Source organism: Erythrobacter sp. (genome assembly GCF_038133525.1).
Taxonomy (GTDB): Bacteria; Pseudomonadota; Alphaproteobacteria; order Sphingomonadales; family Sphingomonadaceae; genus Qipengyuania.
Genome location: NZ_JAYPTL010000077.1, coordinates 2,582 through 7,130, shown reverse-complemented (window position 1 = coordinate 7,130; position 4,549 = coordinate 2,582). Strand labels below are relative to the sequence as shown.

General features: G+C 61.1%; 4 protein-coding genes. All 4 read right to left on the bottom strand.

Features of this window, described 5'->3' with window-relative positions:
• A partial coding sequence (locus AAFM29_RS15215) for a nitronate monooxygenase (protein WP_341713633.1) occupies nt 1-1,220 on the bottom strand: 1,220 nt, incomplete at its 3' end.
• Entirely contained in the window at nt 1,220-1,978 is a 759-nt protein-coding gene (locus AAFM29_RS15210) for a class I SAM-dependent methyltransferase (RefSeq protein WP_371830758.1), read from the bottom strand. The genes AAFM29_RS15210 and AAFM29_RS15215, both read right to left, overlap by 1 nt.
• The gene (gene prfB / locus AAFM29_RS15205; RefSeq protein ID WP_341713632.1) at nt 1,975-3,102 is read right to left on the bottom strand and encodes a peptide chain release factor 2; all 1,128 of its coding nucleotides are present in this window, start codon (nt 3,100-3,102) and stop codon (nt 1,975-1,977) included. Before prfB ends, AAFM29_RS15210 begins: the two co-directional genes overlap by 4 nt.
• Before the next feature lie 74 nt (nt 3,103-3,176).
• On the bottom strand, nt 3,177-4,549 hold a 1,373-nt coding region (locus AAFM29_RS15200; RefSeq protein ID WP_341713631.1), incomplete at its 5' end, for a penicillin-binding transpeptidase domain-containing protein.

Below are 4,549 nucleotides of genomic sequence, written 5' to 3'. Positions count from 1 at the left end.
CGGCCCGTGGTGTGATCGTCATGATCCTTCCAGCTCGAGAACTGGCAGTGTGACAAGCACCCCATGCAGCCCTGCTGGTCAGCGCGGATCTGCTCTGCGCTTTCCGGGGTGACGAAGACCACAGTATTGTCCGGTGTCTTGAGAGGCTCGGAAAAGCCCTCATGCATCCACGAAAGTGCCTTGCGCTGATCGCCGGGGTGTACCCAGAAATACTTGGCCTTGCCGTGATCGGCCAGCGGCACGGTTCCTTCTTCCTCATCACGCTTGAAGATCGGAATCTGGCGATCCGAACGATGCATGAGGTCATAAAGGAAGGGCGTCTTTACGGCGCTCGAATAGAAACCGGTGGGGCTGAATTTGTGCAGCAACACGTCGCCGGGCTCGACGGTCCGCAGCATGTCCTTCCAGACCTGGGGTATCGGGCTTTCATGCGTCAGCAGCGGTCGGGTGCCGAACTGGAAAGCGATCTTCCCGAGTTCAGGGTTGTCGATCCAGTCGTTCCATTCGCGCAGGAACCAAACCCCGCCTGCCATGATGATAGCAGTGTCTTCGCTCACGCCTTCGGCGCGCATAGTGTCCCGGAGAGCCTTAACGCGCGGATAGGGGTCTTCAGGCTTCCTCGGGTCCTCGGCGTTGGACAGACCATTGTGTCCGCCCGCCAGCCAAGGATCCTCATAAACCACTGCCGCCATCAGCTCCGGCACCTTCGAATAGCTACGCTTCCAAAGGGCGCGAAAGGCGCGCGCCGAGCTGATGATCGGGAGGTAATGAACATTGAAGCGCGCGGCGATTTCGGCCAGCTTGTACGGCATTCCCGCACCGCAGGTGACGCCGGTAATCAGCCCCTTGCAGTTCTCGAGAACGCCTTCGAGCACCTGCTGCGCGCCTCCCATTTCCCACAACACATTGATGTTGATCGCCCCCTTGCCGTTGGCGATCTCATAGGCGCGCTTGACCTGTTCGGTCGCGCCATCGATGCCATAGCGCACGAGCTGTTCGAAACGCTCCTTGCGGGTCGCCTGCGGATAGACCTGCGGAACCGGGTTGCCATCGTCATCGTAACTATCAGCATTCACGGCACTCACGGTGCCGATCCCGCCAGCGGCAGCCCAGGCCCCCGAGCTCGCATGATTCGTTGCGGAAACCCCCTTGCCCCCTTCCACCAGCGGCCAGACTTCGCGGCCACCGTAAAGAATTGGGCTCAACCCCTTGAAACTCATTATACCTTCTCTCTCTTGGTCGGGCGCAATTCATGCGCCTCAGCTCCTGCCGCCTTCTCGCTGCGACACGGCTTGATCTCTCCCGGCTCCGGCCTGCTAGCCGCTGCCTTGAACTGTGCATAGTAGCCGAGCAGTTCGGGCGCATCCTTGAACTCGACCAGCTCGTAGCCGACCCGCTCAAATTCGCAGGACAGCAGCAAGGGATCGATCCCATGCTGGTCGGTCGGTCGATCGATATCGACAACCACAACCTCCCCACCTTTGCGTAGGGCCGGCCACATGCGCCAAAGGAATTCGTAAGGCTGTTCAATCTCATGATACATGTGAACCATGAATATGCGATCGAAACTGTTGACCGGCAGTTTGGGATCCGCAGCATCGCCGCGCAGGATCGAGACATTTTCGAGCCCTTCGCGTTCGATCCTTCGGCCCAGGCCGGCTAGCGCGTCGCCATCAATGTCCTGGGCCAGAACCCGTCCATCGGCCCCCACGCGTTCCGCAAGCCTGACCGTGTAATAGCCGTTGCCCGCCCCGATATCGGCCACGGTCATACCGTTCTCGATCTCGGCAAGATCCATCACGGTCCGCGCCTCACCCCGGTTGTCACGCTGGGTTTCTGTCGAGACCTGGTAGGTACCCTTTCCCGACACCGGGCGATCGGGTTTGGGAAAGGTCTGCTCGTCGGGGGCGAAAGGCGCCCAATCGCAGGCAGCAATCAATACCGCGAGGGGAACAAGGAGCGCGAGGCCTAGCCTCACTCGACATCCTCCACATCGACCGTCTCACCCGTGACACGCAGGGCGAGTGAAGCAGCAATGAAGGGATCCAGCGCGCCATCGAGCACGTCATCCGGCGCAGTCGACGTCACACCGGTGCGTAAATCTTTCACCATCTGATACGGCTGCAGGACGTAGCTGCGAATCTGGTGACCCCAGCCAATATCGCTCTTGCTTGAATGTTCGGCACTGGCGGCTTCCTCACGTGCGCGCATCTCCGCTTCATACAGCCGCGCCTTGAGCATGTTCATCGCGATTTCGCGGTTCTTGTGCTGGCTGCGATCCTGCTGGCTGGCAACCACGATGCCCGAAGGCTGGTGAGTGATGCGAACTGCAGAGTCAGTGGTGTTGACGTGCTGACCACCAGCGCCCGACGCACGATAGGTGTCGATCTTGAGGTCGGCCGGGTTAATATCGACCTCGAAACTGTCGTCGATCACCGGGTAGACCCAAACCGAACTGAAGCTGGTGTGGCGCCGGGCCGAGCTGTCATAGGGGCTGATGCGGACCAGGCGATGTACGCCGCTCTCGGTCTTGGCATAGCCATAAGCGTTTTCGCCCTTGAGCAGCAGCGTGGCGCTCTTGATCCCGGCCTGATCGCCGGCCTGGTACTCGACCGTCTCGACCTTGAAGCCCTTGCGTTCCGCCCAGCGGGCATACATGCGCAGCAGCATTTCCGCCCAATCCTGGCTTTCCGTACCGCCAGCGCCTGCATGGATTTCAAGGTAGGTATCGTTGCTATCGGCTTCGCCGGAGAGCAACGCCTGGACCTTGTCCTTGTCCGCCCTCTCAGCCAGGCCTAGCAGGGTGGAAAGCCCGTCGCTGACCACCTCTTCATCGCCTTCGGCTTCGCCCAGTTCGACGAACTCCACCGCGTCGGCCATCTCGCTTTCGATTTCACGTACGGTGTTCACCGCGGTTTCGAGGCGCTTCTGCTCCTGAGTTATCGCCTGCGCCTGCTTCGGATCATCCCATAGCTTGGGGTCCTGCACACGGGCATCAAGCTCATCGAGGCGGCGCAATGCGCGCTCCCAGTCCAGCGACTGCCGCACCAGCGCCAAAGCTGCCTCGATCCTCTCGATATGGGCCTGCCCTTCGGCACGCATGGGGAATTCCTTCAGTCCAGTGGTCCCGCCCCTAACGCGCGGACCGTGATTGTAAAGCTGTGGGGGTAGTGCAGCTAGTAGACGCCGCCCTGTTCCTCGACAAAGTCGCCCGGCCGCTGACTTTGGCCGTCACCGCTTCCTTGCCCCTGTTCATCGCCTTCGCGAGCGCGGCGGATCAGTTCGAGAATCTCGCTCCGCTTGGCCGCAATCGCATCCGCGCGCGTTGCCCGCGGCGGCTCGGTATCAGGCTTGAACGCCTCCCAGATGATCGCGGCCTTGGGATCGTCGGTCGGAGTGCCTTCAAAGACTCGCTTGCCACTCACCCGGTCGATCTTGACCATGCGAACGCCAGGGGGAGCAACGAAGTCCTCTGCGATCCAACGCTTTCGCGTTTCCTGCACGAACTGCTTCATGATCGGGCCGGCTGTATTACCGCCCTGCACCCAGCCACCCAAGTTCCGGGGCTGATCGAAGCCGACGTACATACCCGCGATGATGTCCGGCGAACCGCCGACAAACCACGCATTGGTGGGCCCGCTGGTTGTCCCAGTCTTGCCGAACAGTGGCAGGTTGAGGTCACGTAGCCTGACAGCCGTGCCACGAGTCACCACGCCCTGGAGCATGTGCACCACTTGGAAGGCCGTGCGGGGATCGAGCACTTGTTTGCCTGTCGGTTCGAAGCGCGGCATCGGCTTGCCGTCCCACTGCTCCATGTTGCAACCGTTACAATCGCGTTTGTCGGCCCGGTATATGACCTTGCCATGGCGATCCTGGACGTAATCGATAACGGTGCCTTCGTTCTGACGTCCCCAGTTTGCCAGCGCGGCATAGGCGTTGACCATACGCGCCACGGTGGTGTCGCCTGCCCCAAGCGCGAATGCGTAATAGGGCTCGTAGCTACCGATGCCGACGCGCTTGAATGTCTGGATGACGTTTTGCATCCCAGTCATGTCGGCGATGTGAACCGTCATGAGGTTACGGCTCTGCTCGAGCCCCCAGCGCATCGTGTGGACCCCACCAGCGCCGCCGCCGAAGTTGCGGAAGCATTTCTCGCCCAGGTTCGCACCCTGGTAGACGCAGAAGGTCTGATCCGGAACCTGCGTGGCTGGCGTCATTCCCTGGTCAAGCCCGGCGGCATAGACGAAAGGCTTGATCGTCGAACCCGGTTGACGCAGCGCCTGTGTCGCACGGTTGAACGCACCCAATCGGCTATCAAATCCCCCCTGCATCGCAAGTATGCGGCCCGTTTGCGGCGCTTCGGCCAGGAATGCACCGGAAACCTCGGGCACACCCCGCAGGGCATAGCCGTTACCCGATGGAACCGCGGCAACCACATCGCCAACCTTCAGAGTCGTCGGCGGATTGATCAACGGATAGTCCTTGCCCTCGGTGAACCCGATCGTCGCAGACCCTCCGGCGGATACGATCACCCCGATCCGCCAATTCT

Excerpts from the sequence above, each read along its gene's own strand:
- prfB (WP_341713632.1), bottom strand. The coding sequence starts at position 3,102 with ATGCGTGCCGAAGGGCAGGCCCATATCGAGAGGATCGAGGCAGCTTTG.